This window comes from Mesotoga infera (assembly GCA_011045915.1).
Taxonomy (GTDB): Bacteria; Thermotogota; Thermotogae; order Petrotogales; family Kosmotogaceae; genus Mesotoga; species Mesotoga infera_D.
The window spans coordinates 1-1,573 of the sequence record DSBT01000040.1 but is presented as its reverse complement, the minus strand read 5'-3'; the positions used below and the strand labels follow the sequence as shown (position 1 = coordinate 1,573).

Below are 1,573 nucleotides of genomic sequence, written 5' to 3'. Positions count from 1 at the left end.
TTCATCGGGATCCGTTTTATGAAGCTGTTATGCAGAATGACAACGATTTCACCAATCACTACCTAATGGAGATGCTGGCCAGTAATATGCATATAAAAGGTGTTGCTGTTTTTTATAATGATGAGGTTTTTGCGTCTGCTGGTGAGAAGTTTGAAATTGCCGTCACGCCTACTGTTGAAGGAGGAGACTACTCGGAGATCTTCTCAGTGGGCAAGGATCTCTTTGCAATTTCTGCCTTCACCAACAACGCTGGTTCAGAGAGTTCAAAGAATGTGTATGTCATTATGGAACTAGATCTCGAGGGAATTATGCGTCTGCTCACAAGAGAAGGATACAAATTGGGCAATGAGAAGGGGAGTCCAGTATTAGCAGGAATCTTCGTTTCTCTTGAGCGCAGATGGCTACCGGCTAACTATGCGGCAATCGCTTTCGTCTTTCTTCTGACATTCGTCTTCACCGCTACTATAAAGCGAATGACAGGCAAGAAGTTTCTTGTCAGAAGGAACAGAGAAATGTCACTGCTTCTGGATAAGATTCCGACACTGATCTGGTATTTTAGAGATCCTGAGACTTTCGGAATCGTCAATAAGTCATTTGCAGAGTTTCTTGGTATGCGGCCGGAGGAGATTGAAGGAAAGAATGTCTATGAGATTCTCTCGGAAGAGGAAGCAAAAAAATGTGTTGAAAGCAACAAAGAGGTTTTCTCTCGAAAAACGAAACTTGCTTTTGAACAGAATTCAGAGAATTCGAATGGGGAGTTAAGAATTCTAGAGATCACGAAGACGCCGGATATCGATGAATTCGGAAATATCGAGTCTGTTGTCTGTTCCGCAAATGATGTGACCGAAGAGAGAGAGGCACTTAGGAGGATTAAGGTTATTCAGTTCGGACTGGATAATGCGAACGATGAGGCCTTCTGGATTGCTCCTGACGGCACGATACTGTATGCTAACAGCGCGGCCTGTAAAAATCTTGGATACACAAAGGCTGAGATTTCCGGACTGAAGGTAAATGATCTCGATAAATCGATGGAGGCAATGGATAGAAGGGTAAGCTGGGATAGGCTTAAATCAAAAGGAAGGGATACATTTGAAGCCTATCATGTGAGCAAGGACGGCTCTGTCTTTCCCGTCGAGATTAACAGGAATTATTTCAGGTACGATGAAAGCGAATACGAATTTACTTTTGCACGAGATATATCTGAACACATGAGAAGTCTGGAGATTCTTGAGAGAGATAGGTTCAGAATAGAACGGCTTCACGACGCAGCTCTCAATCTGGAAAGATGCGGGACCCTCCAGGATGTATACGACTCTGTGATTGAAGCAGCTAAGGAGATTCTTGAATTTGATATATGCTTCATCTGTGTCAGCGAAGAGGATAATCTAGTAATCAAGGCATCCTCCAATCTAAATCCGCGAGACCCAATTGTAATGCCGAAAGATGTTGGAATTGTCGGGAAGACTTTCAGAGAGAAGAAGCCTTACATAATCGATGATATCCAGGAGTCTCCAAATGCTTTGAAGACCAACAGTCTCTATCATGCGGGCCTAAGCCTTCCAGTCGGCGATGT

Annotated in this window: 1 protein-coding gene; it reads left to right on the top strand. The window is 43.5% G+C overall.

The window, feature by feature from the left end; all coding sequences use genetic code 11:
* A partial coding sequence (locus tag ENN47_01140) for a PAS domain S-box protein (GenBank protein HDP76796.1) occupies positions 1-1,573 on the top strand: 1,573 nt, incomplete at both ends.